At 63.5% G+C, this 4049-nt stretch carries 4 protein-coding genes; all 4 read left to right on the top strand.

Features of this window, described 5'->3' with window-relative positions; translation table 11 throughout:
- The first annotated feature begins 266 nt into the window (after positions 1 to 266).
- From HU811_RS25680 to HU811_RS25665, 4 genes are read left to right on the top strand one after another with little or no spacing between them, the layout of a single operon-like run.
- Entirely contained in the window at positions 267 to 1451 is a 1185-nt protein-coding gene (locus HU811_RS25680; protein ID WP_092398671.1) for an ABC transporter substrate-binding protein, read from the top strand.
- Positions 1452 to 1482: 31 nt separating this feature from the next.
- A complete protein-coding gene (locus tag HU811_RS25675; protein ID WP_092398673.1) occupies positions 1483 to 2472 on the top strand; it encodes a YVTN family beta-propeller repeat protein in 990 nt (329 codons plus the stop codon).
- Complete coding sequence (locus HU811_RS25670) at positions 2469 to 3197, top strand: ABC transporter ATP-binding protein (protein ID WP_092398675.1); 729 nt, start codon at positions 2469 to 2471, stop codon at positions 3195 to 3197. Before HU811_RS25675 ends, HU811_RS25670 begins: the two co-directional genes overlap by 4 nt.
- Complete coding sequence (locus HU811_RS25665; protein ID WP_186658850.1) at positions 3194 to 3985, top strand: ABC transporter permease; 792 nt, start codon at positions 3194 to 3196, stop codon at positions 3983 to 3985. Before HU811_RS25670 ends, HU811_RS25665 begins: the two co-directional genes overlap by 4 nt.
- Positions 3986 to 4049: the final 64 nt, after the last annotated feature.

Below are 4049 nucleotides of genomic sequence, written 5' to 3'. Positions count from 1 at the left end.
CCCGCTCCCACCATTGCAGCGTACATCCTTGGTTGCGCTGACAACCGATCCACGCCAATCAGACTCAAGATCAGCAACAGCGGCAGCAGCAGGGCTTTGAGAATCCGCACGGTCTGTCCGCTCCTGATGAATGACGATGAATGGCATCCTAAAACCCCGGCGTCGACAACGGGCTACTACCTTGGTACTGGCCCGGCGGTACTTTCTGCATATTTCCCCCAGGACGCAGGCTTCCTATGCTGGCGCTACCCGCAAATGGAGGTGTTATGCGCCGGCTCGTCAGTTACGCCTTGATCCCTTTGCTCGCAGCAGTCGGCGCCGGGTTGCCGGTCGCCGTCCAGGCTGGTGACGCCGCGCCGCTGCAGGTGCGCATCGGCTACCTGGGCTATCGCCCCGACCCGGGGCCGCTGCTGTCCAACGTGATTGAAGAGCCTGCCGATGCCGGACTGCGCGGGGCTGAACTGGCGATTATCGACAGCAACAGCACCGGGCGTTTTCTCAAGCACGATTACCGGCTGCAAAGCGCCAGCGTCGACAGCCCCGAAGCCTTGCTCCAGGCCGCCCGAGCGCAGCATGAGCAGGGCCTGCGGCTGTTTGTGGTCAACGCGCCGTCCGCCAGCCTGCGCCAGCTCAGTGCCGCCCTGCCCGACAGCCTGTTGTTCAACGCCGGCAGCGCCGACGACAGCCTGCGCAGCACCGATTGCCTGGGCAACGTGCTGCATAGCCTGCCCGACCGGGCGATGCTCGCCGATGCCCTGGTGCAGTTCAGCGTCGTACGCAAATGGCAGCGGGCCTTGCTGATTGTCGGCCAGACAACCCAAGACCAGGCTTACGCCGCGGCATTGCGCCGGGCCATGAAACGCTTCGGCATGAAACTTGTCGCCGAAAAGGCCTGGCAGTTCGACAACGACCAGCGCCGCAGCGCCCAAGCCGACATGCCTTTGTTCACCCAGACCGCCGAATACGACGTGGTGCTGGTGGCCGACGAGCGCGGCGACTTCGGCGAATACGTGCCCTACCAGACCTGGTATCCGCGTCCGGTGGCCGGCACGCAAGGCCTGACCCCCACCGCCTGGCACAAGACCGTGGAAACCTACGGCGCGGCGCAGCTGCAAAAACGCTTCGAAGCCTTGGCCGGGCGCTGGATGAATGATCGCGATTTCGCCGCCTGGATCGCCGTGCGCAGCATCGCCAGCGCCGTGAGCAAACTGCGCCAGAACGATCCATTTGCGATCCGCCAACTGGCGCTGAGCGAGCAATTGCCGCTGGACGGCTTCAAGGGCCGCAAGCTCAGTTACCGGCCATGGAACGGGCAACTGCGTCAGCCGATTCCTCTGGTTCAGCCACGAGCGCTGGTGAGCACCTCGCCCCAGGACGGTTTCCTGCACCCTACCAACGAAATGGACAGCCTGGGCTATGACCGACCCGAAGTGAGCTGTCGCTACCCCTGATCCCTTTCAGAACAACAATAAGGAAACCGCCATGTGCCGCTCGCTGTTGCAACCTGCCCTGCTTTGCCAGGCCCTCACCCTGGCGGCGACATTGCTCGTCGCCGGCCCCGCCGCCGCCAGCATCGCCTGGGTCTCCAATGAAAAAGACAACAGCCTGAGCCTGATCGACATGCAGAGCCTGGAGGTCATCGAGACCCTGGCGGTGGGTCAACGCCCCCGAGGCCTGTTGCTGTCCCACGACAACCGCTTGCTGTACATCTGCGCCAGCGATTCGGACCGGGTCCAGGTGATGGACGTCGCCACCCGCAAGATCATCAAGGAATTGCCCTCCGGCAAGGACCCGGAGCAGTTCGCCTTGCACCCCAATGACCGTTGGCTCTATGTCTCCAACGAGGACGATGCCCTGGTGACGGTGATCGACACCCAGACCTCCGAAGTGCTGGCCCAGATCGGCGTCGGCGTCGAGCCCGAAGGCATGGCCGTCAGCCCCGATGGCAAATGGGCGGTCAACACCAGTGAAACCACCAACATGCTGCACTGGATCGACACCAGCACCCAGACCTTGGCCGACAACACGCTGGTGGACCAGCGGCCGCGTTTCGTCGAATTCAGTCGCGACGGTTCGCAGCTCTGGGCCTCGGCGGAAATCGGCGGCACGCTGACAATTCTCGATGTCGCCAGTCGCCAGGTGCTCAAGACGCTGACGTTCCAGATCAAGGGCGTTCACCCCGACAAGGTACAGCCGGTGGGCATCAAGCTCAGCGCCGATGGCAAATTCGCCTTCGTCGCCCTGGGCCCGGCCAATCACGTGGCAGTGATCGATGCCAAGACCTTCGAAGTGCTGGATTACCTGCTGGTGGGGCGGCGTGTCTGGCAACTGGCATTCACTCCCGATCAACGCCAACTGCTGGCCACCAATGGCGTCAGCGGCGATGTTTCGGTGATCGACGTGCAGAGCCGCAAAGTGCTCAAGTCGGTGAAGGTCGGGCGTTATCCCTGGGGCGTAGTGGTGACGCCATGAACGCTCTGGAGGTCAGCGACCTGAGCTTCGCCTATGGCGCGCGCGAAGCCCTCAGGCAGGTGAGTTTCAGCCTCGCAGCGGGGCGCTTCGCCGCGTTGCTGGGACCCAACGGTGCTGGTAAATCGACACTGATTGCCTTGCTCACGCGCCTGTACGACGTGCAGCGCGGTGAAGTGCGCGTCGGTGGTCATTCGTTGCAGGCTTCGCCGCGGCCGGCCCTGCGCCAGTTGGGTGTGGTGTTCCAACAGAGCACCCTCGACCTGGATCTGAGCGTCGAGCAGAACCTGCGTTACCACGTCGCGCTACATGGCCTGTCGCGGCGCCAGGGCCGTGTGCGTATCGACGCCGAACTGGCCCGCCAGGCGTTGACCGAGCGGCGCCACGAACGCGTGCGTGCCCTCAATGGCGGCCATCGTCGCCGGGTGGAAATCGCCCGGGCGCTGCTGCATGAGCCGCGTCTGTTACTGCTCGATGAACCCAGCGTCGGCCTGGACCCGGCCAGCCGGCTGGCGCTGAATCAACACGTGCGCCAGTTGTGCCGCGAGGGCATCAGCGTGCTGTGGACCACACACCTGTTGGACGAAGTACAGCCCAGCGACGATCTGCTGATCCTGCATCAAGGCCGCCTCGTCGCCAGCGCACGCGCCGACGCCGTGAGCCAGGCACACGGCGGCACCCTCGGTTCGGCCTTCACCCACCTGACCGCAGCGGGAGCTCACCCATGAACGCGTATTGGCAATGTTTCAGCGGCATCGTGGTGCGTGAATGGCTGCGTTTCGTGCTGCAACGCACGCGTTTTCTCAGCGCCCTGGTGCGGCCGCTGCTGTGGCTGCTGGTGTTCGCCGCCGGCTTTCGTGCAGCACTGGGCATTGCCATCATTGCCCCCTATGACACCTACATCCCTTATGAGGTGTACATCGTGCCTGGCCTTGCCTGCATGATCCAGTTGTTCAATGGCATGCAGGGTTCGCTGTCGATGGTCTATGACCGGGAAATGGGCAGCATGCGCGTGCTGCTCACCAGCCCCCTGCCGCGGGCCTTCCTGCTGGCGAGCAAGTTGCTGGCAACCTCGCTGATCTCGTTGTTGCAGGTCTACGCCTTTCTCGCCATTGCCTGGCTGTACGGCATCCAGCCACCGACCATGGGCCTGGTGCTGGCGTTCCCGGCGCTGCTGCTGGTGGCCCTGATGCTCAGCGCCCTGGGCTTGCTGCTGTCCAATGCCATCCGGCAACTGGAGAACTTTGCCGGGGTGATGAATTTCGTGATCTTCCCGATGTTCTTCCTGTCCTCGGCGCTGTATCCGCTGTGGAAAATGCAGGAGGCCAGCGTCTGGCTGTACTGGCTCTGCGCGCTCAGTCCATTCACCCATGGGGTGGAACTGGTGCGTTTTGCGCTGTATGAGCAATTCAACCTGTTGGCGATGGTGGTGTGCCTGGGCTTGACCCTGCTCTTCGCCCTGCTGGCGGTGTGGACGTTCAATCCGCAGCACGCGGCGTTGCGCAAGACCGGTTGATCCCGCAGCCATGCATATCTTTCTGTGGGAATCCCTCTGTGGGAGCGAGCCTGCTCGCGATAGC

The sequence above is a fragment of the Pseudomonas tehranensis genome, assembly GCF_014268615.1.
Classification (GTDB): Bacteria; Pseudomonadota; Gammaproteobacteria; order Pseudomonadales; family Pseudomonadaceae; genus Aquipseudomonas; species Aquipseudomonas tehranensis.
This window is presented reverse-complemented; position numbering and strand designations above follow the sequence as displayed.

Coding starts and splice junctions, on each gene's coding strand:
- HU811_RS25680 (WP_092398671.1), top strand. CDS start 267: ATGCGCCGGCTCGTCAGTTACGCCTTGATCCCTTTGCTCGCAGCAGTC.
- HU811_RS25675 (WP_092398673.1), top strand. CDS start 1,483: ATGTGCCGCTCGCTGTTGCAACCTGCCCTGCTTTGCCAGGCCCTCACC.
- HU811_RS25670 (WP_092398675.1), top strand. CDS start 2,469: ATGAACGCTCTGGAGGTCAGCGACCTGAGCTTCGCCTATGGCGCGCGC.
- HU811_RS25665 (WP_186658850.1), top strand. CDS start 3,194: ATGAACGCGTATTGGCAATGTTTCAGCGGCATCGTGGTGCGTGAATGG.